The 21186-nt window shown below is 41.9% G+C and carries 20 protein-coding genes; 6 read left to right on the top strand and 14 right to left on the bottom strand.

Annotation, left to right across the window (positions count from 1 at the left end):
• The first annotated feature begins 215 nt into the window (after positions 1–215).
• Positions 216–2348, top strand: a complete 2133-nt coding sequence (locus tag ACE38W_RS10840) for a S9 family peptidase (RefSeq protein WP_375830775.1) — start codon at positions 216–218, stop codon at positions 2346–2348.
• Positions 2349–3004: 656 nt separating this feature from the next.
• Here the strand turns inward: ACE38W_RS10840 and ACE38W_RS10845 are convergent.
• The 4 genes from ACE38W_RS10845 to ACE38W_RS10860 all read right to left on the bottom strand — a co-directional run bounded on the left by ACE38W_RS10845 (position 3005) and on the right by ACE38W_RS10860 (position 6727).
• Entirely contained in the window at positions 3005–3343 is a 339-nt protein-coding gene (locus ACE38W_RS10845) for a tRNA-binding protein (protein ID WP_375830777.1), read from the bottom strand.
• A 312-nt stretch (positions 3344–3655) separates the two neighbouring features.
• Positions 3656–4498: an LPS export ABC transporter periplasmic protein LptC gene (gene lptC / locus ACE38W_RS10850; protein WP_375830778.1), complete on the bottom strand. Its 843-nt coding sequence runs from the start codon at positions 4496–4498 to the stop codon at positions 3656–3658.
• A 120-nt stretch (positions 4499–4618) separates the two neighbouring features.
• Positions 4619–5917, bottom strand: coding sequence for a hypothetical protein (locus ACE38W_RS10855; protein WP_375830780.1), 1299 nt, complete (start codon positions 5915–5917; stop codon positions 4619–4621).
• Positions 5918–6091: 174 nt separating this feature from the next.
• A complete protein-coding gene (locus tag ACE38W_RS10860) occupies positions 6092–6727 on the bottom strand; it encodes an LON peptidase substrate-binding domain-containing protein (protein ID WP_375830782.1) in 636 nt (211 codons plus the stop codon).
• A gap of 336 nt (positions 6728–7063) precedes the next feature.
• Here ACE38W_RS10860 and ACE38W_RS10865 point away from each other — a divergent pair, with 336 nt between their 5' ends.
• The 3 genes from ACE38W_RS10865 to ACE38W_RS10875 all read left to right on the top strand — a co-directional run bounded on the left by ACE38W_RS10865 (position 7064) and on the right by ACE38W_RS10875 (position 9596).
• Positions 7064–8113 carry a glycosyltransferase family 4 protein gene (locus ACE38W_RS10865; RefSeq protein ID WP_375830784.1) on the top strand — a complete coding sequence of 350 codons (1050 nt, stop codon included), beginning with the start codon at positions 7064–7066 and terminating at the stop codon, positions 8111–8113.
• A gap of 42 nt (positions 8114–8155) precedes the next feature.
• Positions 8156–9058: a methylmalonyl Co-A mutase-associated GTPase MeaB gene (gene meaB, locus ACE38W_RS10870; RefSeq protein ID WP_375830785.1), complete on the top strand. Its 903-nt coding sequence runs from the start codon at positions 8156–8158 to the stop codon at positions 9056–9058.
• Between the two features lie 211 nt (positions 9059–9269).
• A complete protein-coding gene (locus ACE38W_RS10875; protein ID WP_375830787.1) occupies positions 9270–9596 on the top strand; it encodes a DMT family transporter in 327 nt (108 codons plus the stop codon).
• 25 nt (positions 9597–9621) lie between these two features.
• On the opposite strand, the gene ACE38W_RS10880 is transcribed toward ACE38W_RS10875, so the two are convergent.
• Positions 9622–10881, bottom strand: a complete 1260-nt coding sequence (locus tag ACE38W_RS10880; protein WP_375830789.1) for a chloride channel protein — start codon at positions 10879–10881, stop codon at positions 9622–9624.
• 192 nt (positions 10882–11073) lie between these two features.
• Here ACE38W_RS10880 and ACE38W_RS10885 point away from each other — a divergent pair, with 192 nt between their 5' ends.
• Together ACE38W_RS10885 and ACE38W_RS10890 are read left to right on the top strand one after the other, a co-directional pair.
• Positions 11074–11613 (top strand): protoglobin domain-containing protein, encoded by a 540-nt coding sequence (locus tag ACE38W_RS10885; protein ID WP_375830791.1) that lies wholly within the window; start codon positions 11074–11076, stop codon positions 11611–11613.
• A 110-nt stretch (positions 11614–11723) separates the two neighbouring features.
• A complete protein-coding gene (locus tag ACE38W_RS10890; protein WP_375830793.1) occupies positions 11724–12338 on the top strand; it encodes a MarR family winged helix-turn-helix transcriptional regulator in 615 nt (204 codons plus the stop codon).
• 397 nt (positions 12339–12735) lie between these two features.
• Here ACE38W_RS10890 and ACE38W_RS10895 read toward each other — a convergent pair whose 3' ends face one another.
• From ACE38W_RS10895 to ACE38W_RS10935, 9 genes are all read right to left on the bottom strand, one after another.
• A complete protein-coding gene (locus tag ACE38W_RS10895) occupies positions 12736–13329 on the bottom strand; it encodes a DUF420 domain-containing protein (RefSeq protein WP_375830796.1) in 594 nt (197 codons plus the stop codon).
• A gap of 78 nt (positions 13330–13407) precedes the next feature.
• On the bottom strand, positions 13408–14103 hold the full coding sequence (locus ACE38W_RS10900) for an SCO family protein (RefSeq protein WP_375830798.1): 696 nt from the start codon (positions 14101–14103) through the stop codon (positions 13408–13410).
• A gap of 62 nt (positions 14104–14165) precedes the next feature.
• Positions 14166–14573, bottom strand: a complete 408-nt coding sequence (locus ACE38W_RS10905) for a cytochrome C oxidase subunit IV family protein (protein WP_375830800.1) — start codon at positions 14571–14573, stop codon at positions 14166–14168.
• Positions 14574–14646: 73 nt separating this feature from the next.
• Positions 14647–15321, bottom strand: a complete 675-nt coding sequence (locus tag ACE38W_RS10910) for a cytochrome c oxidase subunit 3 (RefSeq protein WP_375830801.1) — start codon at positions 15319–15321, stop codon at positions 14647–14649.
• A 27-nt stretch (positions 15322–15348) separates the two neighbouring features.
• Complete coding sequence (locus tag ACE38W_RS10915) at positions 15349–15930, bottom strand: heme-copper oxidase subunit III (RefSeq protein WP_375830803.1); 582 nt, start codon at positions 15928–15930, stop codon at positions 15349–15351.
• Between the two features lie 2 nt (positions 15931–15932).
• Positions 15933–16808 carry a heme o synthase gene (gene cyoE, locus ACE38W_RS10920; RefSeq protein ID WP_375830804.1) on the bottom strand — a complete coding sequence of 292 codons (876 nt, stop codon included), beginning with the start codon at positions 16806–16808 and terminating at the stop codon, positions 15933–15935.
• 131 nt (positions 16809–16939) lie between these two features.
• Positions 16940–18751, bottom strand: coding sequence for a cbb3-type cytochrome c oxidase subunit I (locus ACE38W_RS10925; RefSeq protein ID WP_375830806.1), 1812 nt, complete (start codon positions 18749–18751; stop codon positions 16940–16942).
• 122 nt (positions 18752–18873) lie between these two features.
• Entirely contained in the window at positions 18874–19899 is a 1026-nt protein-coding gene (locus tag ACE38W_RS10930) for a cytochrome c oxidase subunit II (protein ID WP_375830808.1), read from the bottom strand.
• Between the two features lie 66 nt (positions 19900–19965).
• On the bottom strand, positions 19966–21171 hold the full coding sequence (locus ACE38W_RS10935) for a quinol:cytochrome C oxidoreductase (protein ID WP_375830810.1): 1206 nt from the start codon (positions 21169–21171) through the stop codon (positions 19966–19968).
• Positions 21172–21186 lie beyond the last annotated feature (15 nt).

Genomic DNA, 21186 nt, shown 5'->3' on the forward strand with positions numbered 1-21186 from the left:
CATATCCTATGAAAACCGGGATAAAAGTAAGTTAGCCCACTGCGATTTCTGTAAAGACTTTCCACATGAAGGGTTTGAGCATTTAGATGGTAGTATTTCACCGATTAGCGGCAATTGTCCTTCCACTCATGGAATTTCAGGTAGTCGTTATCTACACGAATGCTTATTTTCGCCCGCCAACACTATCTAACAGGCTAAAGACATATTATTTATTTATGAGAAGCGTACATTGGCTAAGACCAACCTACCTGACTGGAGCAGCATGCCTAATGCTGACTATATCAACCACCCAGGCACAGGAAAAGCAGGATATTACCTTTGAGCAGGCCTTTAAAGGAAAACCTAGCAACATTACAGTCGCTTTACCAGCAGTAAAAGGCTGGGCCGACAGTGAACATTTCATCGAATTACGCGGCAAACAAGCTTATAGCGTTGATGCCCGTACCGGAAAATCCGAAATCTATACCGCGCCTGTTGGTGGCCCACATGTAGACATCCACGACAACGATGTTTTCTACACCGGCAACGATGGAAAAGAAATTCAACTTACCAACGACAAAGACCAGGAAAAAAATCCAACGCTCTCCCCCGATGGTAAATACGTGGCCTTTACCCGCAACAATGATCTGTATAGCGTGGAAATTGCCACTAAAAAAGAAACCCGTTACACCAACGATGGAACTGATGTCATCTACAATGGTTGGGCATCTTGGGTATATTATGAAGAAATCCTGGGCCGCCCTACACATTACCGCGCGTTTTGGTGGAGCCCAGATAGTAAGAATATCGCCTATATGCACTTCGACGATACCAAAGTGCCTGTATTCCCTATCTACAGCGAAAAAGGACAGCATGGTTATCTCGAAAACACCCGCTATCCTAAAGCCGGCGATCCTAACCCCGCTGTGAAACTGGGCGTAGTACCTGTTACCGGTGGTGCTACCGTTTGGGCCGACTTCAACGAAAAAGATGACCAATACTTCGGTATGCCATTCTGGACCGCTGATAGCAAAAGCCTCTGGATCCAATGGATGAATCGTGATCAGAATAACCTGAAGATCTACAGCATCAATCCTGCTTCCGGCGTTAAAAAAGAAATTTACGACGAGAAACAAAAAACCTGGATCGATTGGTTCGATGCCGTTCCATTCCTGGATAACAACAAAGGTTTCCTGCTCCAAAGCGATAAAACCGGCTGGTCGCAGCTTTACCTCCACAACATGGATGGTAGCCTGAAAAAACAGCTGACTGCTGGCAATTGGACCGTAAAAGAAGTATTGGAGATAGATCAGAAAAATGAAGTTATTTACTTCACTGCACGTAAAGAATCCAGTGCACGCTTTGATCTATATAAGGTAAGCCTCCGGAATGGTGCAATGACCCGCCTGACCAATGGCAACTACAACAATGTTATTAACATGGCCCCTGGTGGTAAATACTTTATTACCACTTATTCCAATCTCTCTTCTCCATCAAAAATGGCGCTGGTAGATAATAACGGTAAAGTTATCCGTGAACTCGGCGACAGCAAAGGATCTGCATTTGACCAATTTAATGTGGCAAAAACAGAATTGAGAACTTATAAAACCCGTGACGGTCTTGAATTACCAATGACCATCACCATGCCGGTTCATATGCAGCCAGGCAAAAAATACCCTATCCTGATCAGCATTTACGGAGGCCCTAACGCCGGAACCGTTTATGATACCTGGAAATGGAGCAATATGCAGCAATGGTGGGCTCAGGAAGGTGTTATTCAAGTGGCTATAGACAACCGTAGCAGTGGACACCTGGGTAAAACCGGTATGAACTATATCCACCGTAAGCTGGGTATCTATGAAATCGAAGATTATATCGATGCTACCAAATGGCTCCGTGAGCAACCTTGGGCTGATACTAATAAAGTTTGTATGACTGGTGGTAGTTTCGGTGGTTATATGACCTGTATGGCACTAACTTATGGCGCTGATGTATTCAACTATGGTATGGCTAATTTCGCGGTAACCGACTGGCAGTTATACGATAGCCATTATACGGAGCGATACATGGATACGCCTGCCGATAACCCCGATGGTTATAAAGCAACTGCTGTGATGACTTATGCAGATAAATACAAAGGTCTGATCCGCATTACGCATGGTACAATGGACGACAACGTACATATGCAGAACTGTATTCAATTGATCGATAAATTTGAAAATCTGAATAAGCATTTTGAATTTATGCTCTATCCTGGCGAGCGCCACGGTTGGGGAGGTCTGAAATCAGTACATTCTAACCAGGAATCCTGGAGATTTATCTACAATAACCTGTTAGACAAATCATTTCCTGCCGTTTTTGGTAAATAAGGAATAACATTATAACAGAAGCGCCCGCCTGGTATTACCGGCGGGCGTTTTCTTTATAAGTAAAACAAAGCCCACAGATCTGGAACCTGTGGGCTTTATTAAAATAGAAACGGGGCTGCAAGACTACAGCCCCGAAAAATTTTAACCATATCTTTATTGAAAAACCTACACCAAAGATGGGCGTTTTTGCCATATGGAGAAAGGTCATTTTTGTGAATGATATATTTTAACCGGGGAACGTAAGGAAAATGACGGTTAACGTATGGCCAGTAAAAACACTTTATAATTAATAAGATATGTATAATATCAATATAATTGATTGGTTATCAATATAAAAATAGCATTCTTGTATTGAAAATCGGGAAAAGGCCTTCAGTTGAGAGAAATAAAAAAGGGTGGTAAGAATACCGCCCTTGTAATAATTTTAACCATATCCTATGAAAAACCTAGAACAAAGATATAGCGCTAAATTTTGCTTAGGTTTTCATTTCCGTGAACGATGTATTATTGTTCGTGAACAATGGATAATGGTAAATTAATTATCATATTAAGAAAAATATAATATTATAATATTATAGAATTAGTAGGATAATTAATAACTATTCTACTGATTATCAATATGTTTTATTTACTAGATTAGTTGCTTATGAAGATTTTCAGGCGATTCGCTGACCATTCACAACAGGCAGACCGGGTTGAAGTAAGGTAACTGCTTTATTATCACCGACTACTCCTAAAACTAAACATTCAGACATAAAACGGGCAATCTGCTTAGGAGGGAAGTTCACTACTGCAATGATCTGTTTTCCGATGAGTTCTTCTTTATTATAATTGACGGTAATCTGTGCGGAAGATTTGCGATGACCTATTTCAGGCCCAAAATCGATCAGTAATTGGTAAGCGGGATTCCGAGCTTCCGGAAAATCATTTGCCTCCAAAATCGTACCCACTCTCATCTCTACTTTCTCAAAGTCCTGCCAGTTAATTAGTTCCATATCTATTTATCCTATTTAATAAATATAATAATCTATTCTGAGAAAATCAAGTAGAATTACTGTATTAATTATAAGTGGTTAATTTTCGTAAATGCTTTACTATAAAGGTTTATCGCCGGCAACTCTCACAAGATAACATTAACATTTTCCTGTGTAAATTACTTTCATAAAACCTAGCAAACACAGCAAACTGGCATAATTATTGAAATTTATGGAATCAAATTTTAGGTTAAAAAATAGGTTAAAGCGAAATAACCCCACCTCTGCAGGTGGGGTTATTTCGTTTATGCATTTACGTTAGATTATCTCTAATTAATGGACTTGCTGAACACGCAAATTTTTTGGTTTCTCCAATGCCTTCAATCTGGCAGGCTGCCCTTGACCAGCAGGCGCTAATGGCATCGGTGGCTGCGAAGGCTCTGTTACCTTTGGTGCTACAGGCTTTACTGGTGCCGGCGAAGCAGGGGGAGTAGCAGGAGCTGTAGAATGATTAACTGGCGCTGTTGATTTGCTACTATCAGAAATGCCAGCAGGCGTACCTGCAGGCTGCATCGCTGCAGGAGCCGGAGTAGCAGATGTTTCCACGCTATCTTCAGGAACGCCGCCCTGCGACATAGAAGTACTATCTTCAATCGTTATCGGGCCACTTACACTTATGATCTTCTTCACACTAAAATCTTCATTGGCTTCCAGGCCCCAGCCATGCAATTGTGAGGTTGGTGTATTAATAAATACTTCCTTAGTAGAATAAAAGATTTTCCGCTTCGGGTCGTAGTTTAATTCATTGGTATTCAGTGTTTCGCCTTTTGCGGTTACCAAAACGACGCTATCACGTAAATAAACGTAGCCTTCTTCTTCCAGGTATTTTCCATGTTTAGCGGTTAGGGTGCTGGTTACCTGAAGAGTTGTATCATACATCAGGAGCTTAAGTCCTTTCTTGAATTCTACATAGGTAGGCTTGTCGAGGCTTCTTTCCATTTCCGGCGCAAGTAGTTTAGCGCTCACTTTACCGTTCTGGCTGAACATAGCAACTATGTCAGAACCATTTTCAACAGCGGCCTTCTTGGAATCAAATTCCATTACAGCCTGGATATCATTCTCACAACTACTAACCGTGATGGCTATCAGAAAAAAATATATAATCCTTTTTATCATGTACTTAATTAAAAAAGAAATGCAGTGAATGCCAGGGCGAAGATAAAAGATTTTATCTCCCTAATCATACACTGCATTTCGATTTAATATGTGCAGGCTACTTTATAGCCTGTTATGGTATTAGTCGTATTTACGTTTAATGAACCATCTGTCGCTAAGCGTAAAGCCAAGGGAAATACGATAAATGTTTTCCTGCAGAACAGTTTGTGTATTACCGCGGTGAGCTATTTCCAGCGCCAAGTTCAGCATACTGTACTGGTTAGAGTAAGCCATGCGGCGAATTGGTAATCCTGCACCTACAGTAAAGCCATATAAAGGCATGTTCTTATCATTCAGCTTCACATAATCCAGTCCATAATAAGCACCTAAGCGATAAGCTACACGGTTCCAGTAGCCGCTCAGTGCATTGACATTTGGAACGAACTGTCCACCAAGAGACGCCTTCCAGGAATTCTGTGTTGCGGTATCTTTTACGCCGTAAGATTTATAATCAGATCCCCAACGTGAGGTGTTGAAATCTGCGCCGAGCATCCATTTATCATGTTTGCGGAGTAAAACACCACCGGCAAACTCTGTAGGATATACGATTTTACCTCTTTCACCCTGAACATATTTTACGGTATCCACATTGGTAAAGTCATTTGTGGATGCATCATAAATAACAGATTCTGACATGGTCAGCTGTTTACCGTTCATGCTTTGGTTCAGGCTTCCGCTAGCACCAAAAGTCAGGTCCATATCCTTAGCCAGTTTGGCTTTATACTGCATACCCACTTTGTAGAAGAAGCTGCTGTAGCTGATTCTGTTGGTATGGCGTGATGCATAAATATTATTACCTGGATAGATGATACTAGTCGTATTAGTAAGACTACCAAACAGGTAACCGATGTTTACACCGATGCTGAAGTTGCCGAAACCAACACCTGTACCGCCATAAATCTGGTATAATCCACCACTACCTTCGTAGCGGTTCACCAGTGGTAAACGGAGGGTATCGAAGAAATCACCTGTAACAGGTTCCTGGATATTGTAGGAAACCCTTGTTACCGGCCGAAGTCCGATGTTAGCACCCCATTTCTTCTTGATAGGAATACCCAGTTGAAGATAGGAGAGTGTTCCAAAACCAGAGTTGAAGCTACCGTTACCATCACGAATAGTACGGCCACCACCTTCTACACCTATATCTAAAGAGGTGAGCAGGAGATTGGAATAACTGGCTGGATTGATGAAATTCACTGACGTAGGATCACTATACCCTTGAGAAACGCCTCCCATACCACGATTGACGATGTTCTGGTTGTTGTTCAGATCTCCCAGACCGTAGCGTGAATATGGCGAATTGTCTTGTGCGATTGCGTTATTTGCCAACAGAAATAATGCTACGAGTAGGCAAAAAATACTGGCTTTTGTCCGATGCATTTAGTAACAGAATTGTTTTTGTACCCGTTTGTCTGAAAAATCTATGGGTCTGCAAATATCTAATTTTTAAGGCGGGAAGCAAAAAAAACCAAAATGCGCCCTGTTAAAACCGCGTTAAAGTTGGCTTTTTTATCTCTCGAAATCCTTACCTGACAATCATCTTCATATAATTCATCACGCATTATCAGCGGATAAATTTCTAAAATGGCCATTTAATTTGACCCGTTCTTTCAACTTTTCCATTTCTGCCATCATTGGAATTACTTTATGGAGATGCCTTTTCAGGTATTCCAGCCGCTGTATTTCGTAAAAGAGATGCAGCATTTCGTATTCTTCTGTCAGCGAAAGGCCGGCATGATGCGCTACATCATATGATATTAGGTCTGCATCCGCTTTTTTAAAGGATTTATGTACCTGGAGAATAGCATGCAGTTCCCGAATGCCATGCAGTACTTCGCCCAATAAGCGAGGACTTACGGTCAGGTTGTTTTCCGGATAACTCACAATGGCGCCTGCGTATAGTTTCTGAGGGATGGTTTCTATGGATTCCAGTACTCTGAATACCCTGTCGCCACGAGTGATTACATCCATTTCTCCATTATCATACAGCTTCTCCACTTTTTCTACCTTTACGAGCGTGCCGTATTCCATTATCTTTTTATCAACGACAGCGGGAATCCCAAAGTATTTACCCTCCGCTACACATTCGGCCACCAGTTGCTTATATCTTGGTTCAAAAACATGCAGGTTAAGCTGTTCTCCAGGATAGGCCACTACTCCAAGCGGAAATATGGGTATAAAGTTAGTCATAGCAACAAGTTAAAGAATATAGCCAATATTTTAACCGCAGACATAGTTTATTTCCTTAGTCATATATTAAAAAATATTATTCTTATACTGTAACTATTTATCTTGTAAAACATTTAATACCTAACCAAACCTGATTCTGTACAACGAATAGAAAAAATGCGATCACAGTATATGACCTGAATAAAGCTCGCAGAAATATTGAACCTTTGCAGCATTATTACAGGTAATATCGAAGCAAGAAATGCCAGGGATTGCCTGAAAATTGCCGCCAGGGATGCATGCGAGTAAAACTATAAGAAACCAGAAAAACATCTACCGTTCTACAACTATTACACAATGACACGCTACGTCTTTGACTGCGAAAGAATGAAATATCCTAACACCGGCCTGTATACGTATTGTCTACAGCTAGGAAAGGCCATGCTGGCTCAGCTATCCTCATCAGAGGAAATGAGCTTTTATGTGCCCGCCAATACCAATCCTGATTTTGGGCCAGGCGCCAAATTACTGGAACAAAAATCATGGCATAAAATGTATATGCCTTACCGTGAGCGTTATGATGTGTGGCACACCGCCTACCAAAGCTCCCGATACACGCCTGCCAACCGCAAAACTAACCGGGTATTCACTATTCATGATCTCAACTTTCTGTACGAGAACAAACCTGAAGCTAAATGCAAAAGAATGCTGAAGTGGGTACAGGCCGGGATTGATTCCAGTGCCGCCATCACCACTATTTCTGAATATGTGAAGAGAGACATAGAAAAGCATCTCGATACCAGAGGAAAATCTATTTCAGTAATATACAACGGTTGTGATGTAGCAGAATTTCCAGGCTTCGACAGTCCGGATTATAAACCTGCCACTAAGTTCCTATTTACGCTAGGCACTGTGTTGCCCAAGAAAAATTTCCATGTACTGCCTTGTCTGCTGCAACACAACGATATGGAACTGATTATTGCAGGCAACATCAACGAAGCTTATGCAGAAAAGATCAGGAAGGAAGCTGTACTCTTTGGTGTCACTGAACGTGTTAAAATTATTGGCCCAGTCAAAGACGAAGACAAATACTGGTACCTTAAAAACTGTACTGCCTTTGTTTTTCCTTCCCTCGCTGAAGGCTTTGGCATTCCGGTGATTGAAGCCATGCATTTCGGCAAGCCGGTATTTATTTCTGATCTTACCAGCTTACCGGAAATTGGAGGGGAATATGCCTACTATTTCAGAACTTTTGAACCCAACAATATGCAGGCGGTGCTGAAAGACGGGCTGGCCGACTTTGAAAAGAACGGCAACCCGGCGGCTATACAGCAGCATGCAGATAGCTTTTGCTGGAAAAAGGCAGCAACAGAATATCTGGAGATTTATCGTTCATGTGTTAAATAGTGCAGTATAGTCACTATTTTTGTGATCAAACCCGTTGCAAAGATGTATCAGCAGTACTTATCAGGATTATTAACAGGCGATATAAAATCATTGGCAAGATGTATTTCTCTTGTTGAAAATGAAGCCGCCGGTTATGAATCACTGCTGGAATCACTTCCCTCTGCAAGCAACACAAAAGTCGTTGGTATTACCGGCCCTCCGGGGGCCGGTAAAAGCACACTGGTTAACGCCTTAATCAGTCATCTGTTAGAACAGCAAAAGAAAGTGGCTATCATCGCTGTTGACCCTTCTTCTCCTTTTAACTTTGGTGCATTGCTCGGCGATCGTATACGCATGAGTCAACACTTCAATAATCCTGATGTATTTATCCGATCTATGGCCAGTCGTGGTGCTCTGGGAGGCCTGAGTCCAAAGATTATTGAAGTCAGTGATCTCATCAAAGCCGCCGGTTTCGATTACCTTTTTATTGAAACAGTAGGAGTGGGGCAGAGTGAGGTTGAAATTGCTGGCATCGCTGACACGACCATCGTAGTAGTTGTTCCAGAAGCAGGTGATGAAATACAAACTATGAAAGCCGGGCTGATGGAGATTGCAGACATCTTTATCGTAAATAAATCTGATAGGGCAAATGCAGATGCATTTGTAAAAAATCTGCGTATACTCGCACACATAAGACAAACCGACAACTGGGAAATTCCTGTCATTAAATCTATTGCCACCCAACAGGAAGGGATAAACGAAATTACATCTGCCATCAGTAATCATCAGTCTAAAACCTTTGCAGATAAGCATCGTCATGCTTTATTACTCGCCGAAAAAGCGTATCAGCTGATACAGCATAGGCGTATGAAAGATATCAGTAAAAAGCATTTGCAGGAAGATATATACAAAGCACTCCAACATACTTCGTTTAACCTTTACAGTTATATCCGCACCAAGAACTAAGCAGACAATAGTTTGTATTGACCATAAAAAATTCAGGTTTTAAAAAAAATCGTACCTTCGTCGTATGCGAACAATTATTTTAGGTATAAATATCGCGTACGCAGTTTTCAACTACGGTCTCTGATCCCAGGACCGACGGGCGTTTCATGCCCTATCTATTCTTACATTTTTCCTGCATATATTCTTTTGTTAATTATTCAAAACCATTATTATGGCTTGGTTATTCCTGATCATAGGAGGCCTGTTTGAAGTTGGCTTTACTGTATCCTTAAAGTATTCTGAGAACTTTAGTAAGCTTTGGCCTTCTATTAGTTTCTTTATCTGTATTTCTCTGAGCTTCTTCTTTTTGAATAAAGCTATCAACGGAGGCTTGCCAATAGGCACATCTTATGCTGTGTGGACAGGCATTGGCGCGGCTGGCACTGCCATTGCAGGCATGTTGTTCTTTAAAGAACCAGCAGTATTCTGGCGTATATTCTTTCTGCTTACATTGATCGGATCTATTGCAGGACTGAAGTTTGTTTCAGGCGGAGAATAACATATGTTCAATGCAATAGAAAGCGTTATGCGACGCTTTCTATTGCTCTTTTTTTCGTGCTTTGCAAAAGTCTACCTACCATGTACGCTGATATACAGGCTACGCCGATCATGGGCAATAAAGCGGGGTTCAGGCTTATTTCCAAAGCGAAGATGACAGCGGTAAATACTGCTCTGGTGGCGCCAGTGAAGAAAGCCAGCATACCAGCAATGGCCGCAATAGATGGGTCTACATGAACTCCGGGCATAGATACCTGGAAAATAAATCCTGTCAATAATCCCCAGGCTGCTCCTACAAGGAACATGGAAATAATACCTACTCCAGTGTCTAACATAAAGCTATATATACACCACATAATAAGCTTTACAAAACAACACAAGAGTATTAACTTAAATGTAACAGCGCCATGTAATAATGGAATCAACTGCTGTTCTCCACTTCCTAACATCTCCGGATAATAATATCCACATATACCAGTAATAAGTGCAGCTATAACAAGCCACCACTTTGATTTAGCAGCTATTGAATTTCCTTTTGCACGTAGCCATTTATTACACTTCACTACAAGTGTGCCTAACAATGCACTTACAACACCAATAATTATATATAGTATATACAACGTGTAACCATTAACGTTAGCAATCCTAATTTCATAATTAACAGGATGCAAAAAATGTTGGGCGATAGCAGCCAGTAAAGTGGAAGCAATTACCGGTAATAAAGAAGCAAAGGTTATTTCTTCCAGCATCAATTCTGCGACTAGCATTAAAGCCGCTATAGGAGCGCCAAAGCACCAGGTAAATCCGGCAGCGATAGCCACCATACTTAGCGTTTTACGTTCGGCACTATTTAATCCTGCTATATCGGCGATTTTATTATTCAATGCAAGGTTTGTCAGCCATACAGGAGATTCCGTTCCGAGTGGAGCGCCTGTTGCAGTAGCTGCGGTAATTCCCAGGGCAGCAAGCAACTGCTGTTTGCGGGATAGTAATAACCATATCATGGCGCCGACAACCGGAACTAAAATGATGAAAACACCCAGTCCACTCTGTTCTGCATCAGGATAAGTATAAGCTACTTTACCTAACAATACAAGGTTGGTTATTAACGGCAGCATATAGCTGATCATCCAGGCAAATCCGATCCCTAAAAGTGTAGCTGGAAAAGTTAGCAACAACAACCTGATAAGATTTATGCTATCAGTAGTGGCGGCGGAAGGTTGCAGCCACGATGATGGCAATAAGGAAAAGTGTCCGTTATTGATAGAATAGAGCCTGTTTCTCATGTAAAGGATGATATTGGTCAAAGCTATATTCTTCAAATGATAATCTCAAATGATTTTTCATTATATATATGAACATTTTGGATTGATAGCCACCAATATGTTAATCGGTTGCAAATATTTTCCTCGTTAGGAAACCTTATCATAAATTGGAATTCATTGTTTTTCGAGCGCATCACATAATTACTGTTGACCATGCAAATAAATGATCTGATAGGTGAAACTGATGGAACTCATCCGGCCATATCTTTAAGAGAACTTATACTGTTAAAGCGCCTGTTACTGTATACTCGTAAGGATGAAGAATTATTAAAACAGGTGGCACCCGTGCTAAAACAATCCGCTACTGGCATTTTGAGGCAATGGTATACTTTCATAATGGCAGATAATTATCTTGCCCAATACTTCAAAGACATCAAGGATGAGGATGCTTTTATGATTTCCAGTATGGCACAGTGGTTAAATCAGCTCTTAGATATACAAGATGGCCCACATTGGGATATGCTGGAGAAAAAAATAAAAGAGGGGGATAGTCTTAACATGTCATTAGATCCGGCCTTATTACGATACATTGTTGCATTTGCCTACCCGGTAATTAATGCAGGCAACGAAGTATTATCAGCTGCTGGTTATAAGGGGGCTATCCTTTCAAATATGCAGCTGGCTTGGTATAAGGCGGTTACATTGAGTGTTGTAATATGGGCTTATCCCTTTAAACAATCGAAAAACAGCTAAACATACTTATCAAGATAGTAAGATTAACGGTATGTCACTAATATGCTATTTACACCCATATATTAATATTGTACCTTGCCCCAAACTATTAAGGACAGCACGATTTTATCATGGGGAAAGTATCCACATTCAGCCCCGAGCAACAGGCCGACAACACATCGAGCAAGGTTGTAGCCGCTTTGGAGCGTTTATCAGAAGCATTTAGAGTACTTCTCTGGCAAGAGGCCACTCAGTATGGATTAAGTCCCATACAAATTCAAGTTCTCACTTATTTGCTGCATTATCCGGAAGAGAAGCGTACAGTGACCTCACTGGCTTCCTATTTTAACATGACTAAAGCTACTATCAGTGATGCGGTGAAATCACTGGAGCAGAAAAAGTACATCGTTAGAAAAGCTAGTTTGACAGACACTCGTAGTCACAGTCTGCAGCTTGTAAAAGAAGGAAAAGCACTTGCAAAGAAAGTAGAACGTTTTGCACAGCCATTACAGGACAGTGTAGATTTGGTTCCTGCTAAAGAGCAAGGAGCATTGCTGGAGCAATTAATGCAATTGATTTATCAGCTAAATCAGGAAGAAGTGACCAGTACACAACACATGTGCTTTAACTGTCAATTCTATACCCAGAAAAAGGGTCACTACTGTGGTTTGCATAAAACAAGCATGAAACCTAATGATCTCCGGGTAGATTGTCAAGATTTCGAGTTACGGTTAGAAGAAGCCTGAGTTTACGGCTAAGAACCAATCTAAAACATTTACGGCAGGAAAGTGATTTCCTGCCGTATGGTAATTTATGCTTCCTTATTGCTGTGCCACCAGCGATAAGCTAGAAATCCTATGATTAATAATGGCGTAAGTGCCAGCATCAATATCCCGTTGTTAAGTCCTTTCGCAGGTCCCTCACCCAATTGCTGAGCTGTTTTTGTACACAGGGAACACTGTGCCATCACTTGATTACTCAAGGTAAGCAACCCAATTGGCAATATATAACACAGCTTTTTCATCCGAATTCTTTTAGATCGCGTAAAATTACATCATAACAGCCAATTTCCGGCTAATTATTACATGATCGCAATAGGGCTTACTATAAATAAAAAAGCAGACCTTAATGGCCTGCCTTTTATTATAATTTAGGTAGATGATTTACCTGATGATAAGGTGATAGCATGATATACACAATTACGCCGGTTATAGCCACATAAAACCAGATTGGCCAGGTAATGCGTGCAATCTTACGATGCCTCGGAATATCGTTCTGAAAACCACGTAAAGCTGTAAACAATACCAATGGTACAATGATAGTAGACAGTATAATGTGTGATGTCAAAATGAAATAGTAGAGGTAACGAATTCCACCAGCGGCAGCTTTCTCTGAATCTTCAAGTATACCATTTCCATTCAGGTCACCAAATTTCGTTTCAGGCACCAGTGCGTGGTAGGTAACGTAGGATACCAGGAATATGGCCGACAATCCTATCGCAATCAGGTTCGTTACTTTGTGGGCTTGTACCTGTTTGTTTTTGATAAAATACAAACTAGCCACCAGCAAGATCGCTGTTGTTGAATTGAGGATGGCATGGAAGAGTGGGAGGATGTGCGGATCAAAACCAGGCTGGAAGTCAGGCTTTGGCAGGAAAAACAGTAATGCTACTACTACAGGAATTGCAATCGAAACGATGGCAATAGGTGTGTTTAGATTTTTATCTTTTATACCCATGATATGCTAAAAAGTAAAAAGTGAATAAAGAAAGATGAATTACCTTTCTCTATTCACCTTTCATATAACGAAATAATATTAGTTCGTAGTGGAGAACAGCCCTTTCAGGAACTTAAGGAACCCTGGCCTGTGTCTTTCCTTTTCGAGATAAAGCGTAGCAACATCGCTTGCCAGCTTTTTAATATCGTTAGTATCAAGACCGTTATAGTAACCTCGGATATTCCTGTTTTTATCTATCAGTACGATTTTTTCTGTGTGAACGAAATCGTCCGGACCTCCATCACCTTCTGTTACCGATACAAAGAAATCGTGTCTGGCAAGATCATAGATTTCTTTTTTATCTCCGGTGAGTAACCACCAGTTATCAGGATTGATTTTGTAGTCATAGGCGTATTTGCGCAACTTATCTACAGAATCTCTGACAGGATCTACTGAGAAAGAGAGAATTTGTAATAACGTATCGTTCTTTACATATGCACTCTGCAGCAGACGAAGGTTCTTGGTAAGCGTAGGGCAGATGCTTGGACAAGAAGTGAAGAAGAAGTCGACCACAAGCACTTTGTCGTTGAGGTCTTTGAGGCTTACCTTCTGACCAAGCTGGTTGGTCATGTGGAAGTCTCTTATGGTATGGAAGACCGTATCATAAGAGACTTTCCCATTTTTTACAATAGTATCAACTCTCTCAGGGATATAGTATCTGGGAATGGGCACCACGTTTTTTCCGTAGTGATCTACAATCAGATAACCTGAAAGTGGCACCAAAATCGCCAGCATCAATCCTAATAAAGCCCTGCGTGAGATGATTCTAAAGTTTTATGATAAAAAAATAATGATAATTATTCGTGACCGTGTCCTTCAGCAGCTGGCGCTTTCGGTGCTTCTACCTTAGTACCTGGAGCGAGATCTTTTCTCATATTTTTCCAGGAATTACCTTCATATAAGAAGGCGATGATGAACCATACGAACAGCAGTAAAGGCATCAGTACAGTCATTACTAAGTTTTTGATTTCATGACCGAGGTGCATGAATTCAGCAACGATATAGAAAGCTTTGAACAATGTCAGGATGATGAATACTCCATTCAGTACCATTCTAGGCAGGAAGTGATATTCAAAGTGCAGGAATGCGAGACCTACTTCAAGCACGGTAATACCCAACAGGATCCAGAATGTTCTCCAAATTGCTTTAGTTGATGAATCAACGTGAACAGGTTCGAGCACCTCTGATGATTGTGTATGTTCCATTTCTATAATAAATTAAATAACGTCTAAAAATCAGATTCGAATTAATCAGGAATAAACCTTGCGTTTGGTACTATTAGAGCAGGTAGAAGCAGGTGAATACGAATACCCAAACCAGATCTACGAAGTGCCAGTACAGACCTACTTTCTCAACCATTTCGTAGTGACCTCTTTCTTCATAAGTACCTTTCAGTACGTTTGCGAGGATTACGATATTCAAGATCACACCAGAAGTTACGTGTAAACCGTGGAAACCGGTGATGGTAAAAAAGAAGTTGGTAAAGTTAGTAGAAGCAACGGTACCGTCTACGTTCATGAAAGGATTACGACCCCACCATGCACCTTCGTGGTAAAGATGTGTCCACTCCCATGCCTGACAGCTAAGGAACGCGATACCACCAACGATGGTCCATGTTAACCATTTAGCTACTGCTTTTTTATCTTTATGATGACCAGCGTGAACGGCCAGTACCATTGTTACAGAACTCATGATGAGGATGAAAGTCATCAAGCTCACGAATGCCAGTGGCAGTTCTTTATGCCCCATGCCTGGGAATGATTTGAACACCTCATTCGGATCAGGCCAGGATGGGCTGGAAAATCGGATGGTACCATAAGATATCAGCAATGCGCCAAAAGTGAACGCATCTGACAAAAGGAAGTACCACATCATCAACTTACCATAGTTCACATTAAAGGGAGAGTAACCTCCGGCCCACCATTTTTTCTTCGCTGTAACTGCTGTATCCATTGTTTGTTTTATAAAATTTTACAAAGTTTATCTCGCGATACTTAAAAATACTAACAAGTAAATCCACAGAATGTCTACGAAATGCCAGTAAGTTGCGGCTACTTCGATAGGTACTGCGCTGTAGGTACGAACACGTGTTCTATAGGCTCTGCCAAACATTACCAGCAAGGCTACAACACCTCCCAGTACGTGCAGCATATGCACTCCTACGATTACATAAATAAAAGATGCGGAAACCGGTCCATTAAGGGGGAGTCCGTTGGATTTCATTTGAGAGAACCCGATCCACTGACATGCGGCAAATATTACACCCAGAACAGCTGTAAGCGTGATTAACTGTTTGTAGCGCTGCATATTCCTTTCTTTAAATTGCTTTAAAGCGAGGTGTATGGTCAGGCTGCTGAGTAATATTACAGCAGTTGAAAGCCAGAAAATATGTGGCAATTCGAATGCCAGCCAGTTTGCTTGTGTCCTCTTCACAACGTAGGCACTGGTAAACCCGATGAACATCATGGTAATGCTACCCATAGCAATCCAAAGGGAATATTTGTGCGGATGTATTTTTTTACGTTGTATGCTCATTGTTTGCATCACTTCCTCCTGTTTCAAGTTTAATATTTATCCAGCAATTGTGCAAGCTGTACTACTGTCAGGTAGATATAAGATCCGAACATCAATTTCCGTGCTGCAGGAATATCATTCTTTCTGTAGAGATTAATTGCTCTGAACAAGAAGAATATTCCGGCAATGATGGCAACGATAGCGGATATTTTACCCGTAATCTTCAGCAGATAAGGAGCTACGCCTGCTGGAATCATAAGCAGTGTGTATATCACCGCCTGCAATGCTGTGAACTTATTAGGTTCACCATTTGCAGGTAATAATTTGAAACCGGCTCTGGCATAGTCTTTATAAGCAATCCAGGCGATAGCCCAGAAATGCGGGAATTGCCATAGGAATTGGATAGCGAATAATGACCAACCACCTTCTGAAAGATTATTAGCGCCAGCAGCCCAACCGATGAGCAGGGGCATAGCACCCGGAATAGCACCTACCAAAACAGCAAGTGAATTCCATTTCTTCCAGGGCGTATACACGAAAGCATATAACACCAGTGATAAGAGGCTCAATCCTGCACTTAACCAGTTAAAGCTGAATCCCATGATCAGGGTTCCTGCAATACCAGTTACAATGGCGAGGATGATCGCTTCACTGTCAGACATACGTCCGGCAGGTAATGGGCGAACTGCGGTACGAGCCATCAGTTTGTCCGTCTCCTTTTCCCATATCTGGTTGATGGTATTTGCTGATCCGGAGACCAGTAAACCACCGGCAAATAACAAAAGAACTTTTACAATCTTAAACTCCACACCTGGCACCAGCAAATAAGCTACTACCGATGAAAACACCACCATGAAGGTGAGATTAAACTTCATTAACTGAGAGTAATCTTTCACCTTACTAGCTACTGCATACGATGACGACAATTTTATGGAGTTTTCTTGCAACATTTTTTTTCTATCCACATCCCGGACATTTAATTCGGGACAAATTTACAAACATCACAGTAAACAGCGTCCGACAGGCCGGAAAAGACCTGCCGGATGCTGAAATAATATTAGTGTGCAGACTCGTTAGGTCCGATTGGTTCAGTTTGAGGAACGAAATCTCTACCGTCTTTAGAGTAGTCATATGCCCAACGGTGAACTTCTGGAATTTCGCCAGGCCAGTTACCGTGGATACCATGAATAGGAGTAGTCCATTCCAGGGAAGTTGCTTTCCAAGGGTTCTGGGTGGTCATCTTTCTACCTTTGAAAATGCTGTAGAAGAAGTTGAACACGAACAGAAGTTGGGTAGCGAACACGATGATTACCACAAAGCTGATGAACTGATTCAGACCTTCGAATTGGTTGAATGAAGTCCAGGAAGAGTAATCGAAATATCTTCTAGGCATACCAGCCATACCTTCGTAGTGCATAGGCCAGAAGATGCAATAAGCACCAATCATGGTAATCCAGAAGTGGATATAACCGAGGGTGTTATTCATGAAACGGCCATACATCTTAGGGAACCAGTGGTAGATACCTGCGAACATACCGAAGAATGCGGATACACCCATTACGATGTGGAAGTGCGCGATTACGAAGTATGTATCGTGCAGGTGAATATCGATAGAAGAGTTACCTAACCAGATACCTGTCAGACCACCGGAGATGAATGTAGATACAAAACCGATAGAGAACAGTGCTGCTGGAGTAAAACGGATATTACCTTTCCAGATGGTGGTGATCCAGTTAAACACTTTGATGGCAGATGGAACCGCGATCAGGAGTGTTAAGAGTACGAAGAAGGCTCCGAGGAACGGATTCAGACCTGTTACGAACATATGGTGTGCCCAAACCAGGAAGGCGAGGATACAGATAGCGAACAGGGAACCGATCATTGCGAGGTAACCGAAGATAGGTTTACGGGAACTAATCGCAAGTACTTCAGACACCATACCCATTGCAGGGAGGATGATGATATATACCTCTGGGTGACCCAGGAACCAGAATAAGTGTTGATAGAGGATTGCGCTACCACCTTCGTTAGCCAGTGCTTTACCAGCGATGAAGATATCAGAGAGGTAGAAGCTGGTGCCTGCGTGACGATCCATGAGCAGCAGGATGAAACCTGACAGCAGAACAGGGAAAGACAATACACCGAGTACAGCGGTAAAGAAGAATGACCAGATTGTCAGTGGCATTTTGGTCATGCTCATACCTTTAGTACGCATGTTGAGGATAGTGGAGATATAGTTCAGACCACCCAGCAGCTGAGATACTACGAACAGCGCCATGGAAGTAAGCCAGAGATCCACACCTATTTTAGAACCGATAGAAGCATCTCCTAATGCTGACAGTGGAGGATACATTGTCCAACCACCAGAAGCAGGACCTGTTTGAACGAACAGGGAAGCCATCATTACTAAGCTCGCCAGGAAGAAGAACCAGTAAGACAGGCAGTTCATGAAAGGAGAAGCCATGTCGCGGGCACCTACCTGCAAAGGAATAAGCAAGTTGGAGAAGGTACCAGACAGACCGGCAGTTAATACAAAGAATACGAGAATGGTACCGTGCATGGTAACCAGCGCATAATATGCTTCAGGCGAAATACGTCCGCCTTTTGCCCAATGGCCTAAGATGCTTTCCAACCAAGGAAAAGTGGCTTCAGGGAAGCCGAGTTGCAAACGAAACAGGACAGAGAAGAAAGCACCAATGATTGCCCAGATAATACCTGTGATCAGGAATTGTTTAGCGATCATTTTATGGTCCATGCTGAACACATACTTCGAAATGAAACTGTCATGGTGTTCATGATCATGATGATCATGTCCACCCGCGCCGTGCGTTACCTCCTGTTGACTGTGCAATGTTGCTTCGTGACTCATAATCGGTTCGATTTATTATTAAACTGACTCCCGGGAAGTATTTTCGTTTGTCAGTTTGCTTTTTTGAATTATTAATTGGACTCCGTCAAAAAATCTTCTTCACAAAATTAAGGCTTGCTTAATTATTTGGCAGCTACAGTTTTCGCTGTGCTGTCAGCAGCTGGCGCAGCAGGAGCTGGATGAGCCAGACTAAACTGAGTAGGTTGTTTAGCTACCCAAGCATCAAATTCAGCCTGTGTTTCCACAACGATCACACCTCTCATAGAGTAGTGACCGGAACCGCACATCTGATCACAGGAAATTTCATAAGTGAAATCAGGATTTCCTGTTTTTTCTTTCATTTGTTTGGTAGTGAATTTAGGTGTAAACCACAGGGTAGTAGGGATACCAGGAACAGCATCCATTTTCATACGGAACTGTGGTAAGCCTACGTCGTGGATAACATCACGGGAGCCAATTACAAATTTCACTGGTTTGCCTACTACGAGGTGAACTTCAGTTGCCTGATAGTCATCTTTAGACAGTGGGTCGTTCCAGTCGATACCAAGTTCATTGGATTTAGCAGGGTCGATCAGTTTAAAATCACGACGACCGAGCTGACCATCTTTACCTGGGTAGCGAATGAGCCAGTTAAATTGTTTACCGGTGATTTCAACAACTGCAGCATCCTGAGGAGCTTCAGAGGTGAGTTGGAACCAGTGTTTCAAACCGAAAGCTACGAGAACAGTCAGGGCGATAGCCGGGATAACTGTCCAGATAACTTCTAATTTGTTGTTGTGAGGGAAGTAAAATGCTTTTCTTCCTTCTTTTTCCTGGTATTTGAATGCAAATACGAAGAGCGCGATTTGAGTAATAACGAATACGATACCGGTGATGGCCAGTGTTACGTAGATCAGTGTATCAACACCTTCTCCCTGCACAGAGGCAGATTCGCCCAGGATCTTCCCTTTCAGCAAATCGTTACAGTAGTAAACTCCTATAAGCCCCAGCACCAGGAATGCAATCAGCAGGAAACCATTGATACGGTTACTTTGCTGGCGCGCTTTCTTTTCTCCCTTCAGAATGGACACATATTCGCTCGCCTTCGCAATCTGGAAGATGACTATGAATATGAGAACAACAACTAAGACTGCTAAAAATCCTGACATTGCTATATGAAATAATTAAGTTATCTAATGCTTTTGTTTTATCTAATCTCCTTTCTCACCCAGTTTTTAGGTGTGGTGAATGATACTCTCTTTCAGGTAAGGATGATTTTTTGGTACCAGTGGTGCTTTTGTCAGCTGGTTAGAAACCAGGTAAATAATCAGACCTACGAAACCAAAGCCTAATCCCAGTTCATACCAAGGGAACACCAGGTGTTTCACGGTAGCAGGATAAACCATCTGCCAGAAATCCATCCAGTGACCAGCGATGATCACGAAAGCGATGAATACAATAGCGGAATAGTTACGTTTAGTGTCCCTTTTCATCAGGAACAATAATGGAGTGATAAAGTTGATCAGCAGATTCAGGAAGAAGATTGGACGCCATTCGCCCCATACGCGAGGTTGGAAGTAGGCGGTTTCTTCAGGCATGTTAGCATACCAGATCAGCATATACTGGGAGAACCAGAGGTAAGTCCAGAAGATACTGAAAGCAAACATGAATTTACCCAGATCATGCAGGTGTTCTTCGGTTACATAAGTGAGATAACCGTGTTTTTTCAGGTAAACTACGAACAGGGAGATCAGTGCGAGACCAGATACCCAGCTGCTAGCGAAAGTATACCAGGAATACATGGTAGAGAACCAATGAGCGTCGATGCTCATCAGCCAGAGCCATGGAGTAGTAGAACCTACAGAGAGGGTGTATACTACCAGGAAGCCACCAGCTACAACGGTATTTCTCCAGAGGATTTTTTTACCAGTTGCTGGTTTCAGGTCCCAACCATCTTCTTCTATAGACATTTTACGCAGTCTCAATGTGAATACAATCCACAGAGAAAGTGTAATAATGTTAGCTGTAGTATAGAAACCTTTGTTAAGAAACGCAGATTTCCAAGTGAGAATAGGATCGTGATGAACATGTTCCGCATTTAACCAGTGGTAGATAGATTCTTTACCACCAAATGTGATGCTCATGATTACAACGAACAGGATCACTGCTAATACAGGAACTGCCATTGAAATTGCTTCAGGAACACGGCGGAATGCGATCTGCCAACCACCATGTGCCAGGGTTGTAGCAGCAATAAAGAAAGTGCTGGCTAATGTAATCAGCAAAAAGAAGCTGCTGTTTTGCAACAGACCGGCCCAGAAGCGTGTAGCGTTCTCACCCTGGAACGCAAATAATCCGATCAATAAAGTCAGCAAGCCAACGCCCATTAACACGAAGCTGGTCTTTTTCAATCTTGCTGGAACTACAAATTGGTCTTTCATTGTCGTATATTAAAA

The sequence above is a fragment of the Chitinophaga sp. Hz27 genome, from assembly GCF_042263525.1.
Lineage (GTDB): Bacteria > Bacteroidota > Bacteroidia > Chitinophagales > Chitinophagaceae > Chitinophaga.

Excerpts from the sequence above, each read along its gene's own strand:
- ACE38W_RS10840 (WP_375830775.1), top strand. The coding sequence starts at position 216 with ATGAGAAGCGTACATTGGCTAAGACCAACCTACCTGACTGGAGCAGCA.
- ACE38W_RS10845 (WP_375830777.1), bottom strand. The coding sequence starts at position 3,343 with ATGGAACTAATTAACTGGCAGGACTTTGAGAAAGTAGAGATGAGAGTG.
- lptC (WP_375830778.1), bottom strand. The coding sequence starts at position 4,498 with ATGATAAAAAGGATTATATATTTTTTTCTGATAGCCATCACGGTTAGT.
- ACE38W_RS10855 (WP_375830780.1), bottom strand. The coding sequence starts at position 5,917 with ATGCATCGGACAAAAGCCAGTATTTTTTGCCTACTCGTAGCATTATTT.
- ACE38W_RS10860 (WP_375830782.1), bottom strand. The coding sequence starts at position 6,727 with ATGACTAACTTTATACCCATATTTCCGCTTGGAGTAGTGGCCTATCCT.
- ACE38W_RS10865 (WP_375830784.1), top strand. The coding sequence starts at position 7,064 with ATGACACGCTACGTCTTTGACTGCGAAAGAATGAAATATCCTAACACC.
- meaB (WP_375830785.1), top strand. The coding sequence starts at position 8,156 with ATGTATCAGCAGTACTTATCAGGATTATTAACAGGCGATATAAAATCA.
- ACE38W_RS10875 (WP_375830787.1), top strand. The coding sequence starts at position 9,270 with ATGGCTTGGTTATTCCTGATCATAGGAGGCCTGTTTGAAGTTGGCTTT.
- ACE38W_RS10880 (WP_375830789.1), bottom strand. The coding sequence starts at position 10,881 with ATGAGAAACAGGCTCTATTCTATCAATAACGGACACTTTTCCTTATTG.
- ACE38W_RS10885 (WP_375830791.1), top strand. The coding sequence starts at position 11,074 with ATGCAAATAAATGATCTGATAGGTGAAACTGATGGAACTCATCCGGCC.
- ACE38W_RS10890 (WP_375830793.1), top strand. The coding sequence starts at position 11,724 with ATGGGGAAAGTATCCACATTCAGCCCCGAGCAACAGGCCGACAACACA.
- ACE38W_RS10895 (WP_375830796.1), bottom strand. The coding sequence starts at position 13,329 with ATGGGTATAAAAGATAAAAATCTAAACACACCTATTGCCATCGTTTCG.
- ACE38W_RS10900 (WP_375830798.1), bottom strand. The coding sequence starts at position 14,103 with ATGCTGGCGATTTTGGTGCCACTTTCAGGTTATCTGATTGTAGATCAC.
- ACE38W_RS10905 (WP_375830800.1), bottom strand. The coding sequence starts at position 14,573 with ATGGAACATACACAATCATCAGAGGTGCTCGAACCTGTTCACGTTGAT.
- ACE38W_RS10910 (WP_375830801.1), bottom strand. The coding sequence starts at position 15,321 with ATGGATACAGCAGTTACAGCGAAGAAAAAATGGTGGGCCGGAGGTTAC.
- ACE38W_RS10925 (WP_375830806.1), bottom strand. The coding sequence starts at position 18,751 with ATGAGTCACGAAGCAACATTGCACAGTCAACAGGAGGTAACGCACGGC.
- ACE38W_RS10930 (WP_375830808.1), bottom strand. The coding sequence starts at position 19,899 with ATGTCAGGATTTTTAGCAGTCTTAGTTGTTGTTCTCATATTCATAGTC.
- ACE38W_RS10935 (WP_375830810.1), bottom strand. The coding sequence starts at position 21,171 with ATGAAAGACCAATTTGTAGTTCCAGCAAGATTGAAAAAGACCAGCTTC.